The sequence below is a fragment of the Rhodomicrobium sp. Az07 genome, from assembly GCF_018619475.1.
Taxonomy (GTDB): domain Bacteria; phylum Pseudomonadota; class Alphaproteobacteria; order Rhizobiales; family Rhodomicrobiaceae; genus Rhodomicrobium.
Window position 1 is genome coordinate 1 of the sequence record NZ_JAHFZG010000077.1, and the last position, 227, is coordinate 227.

Sequence of the window (227 nt, forward strand, 5' to 3'; positions counted from 1 at the left end):
GGGTCGGCAAAGCGGCGGCGCTCCTGGCGCCGCTGCAGACGCGCCTATTCGAGATCCTGAAAGCCTCGCCGAAACTGTTCGCAGACGAGACGCGCTGCCCTGTCCTCGATCGAAGCGAACGTTTACCGTGAGCGACAAGCGCTCACGGATGACGAAAGCGCGTGAAGCTCGGCCAGCTCTGGGCTTACGCCCGCGACGACAGGCCATGGGGTGGCTCCGATCCGCCC

The 227-nt window shown here is 66.1% G+C and carries 1 pseudogene; it reads left to right on the top strand.

Features of this window, described 5'->3' with window-relative positions:
- Positions 1-227: pseudogene (locus tag KKP04_RS15390) on the top strand (transposase); the annotation flags it as partial.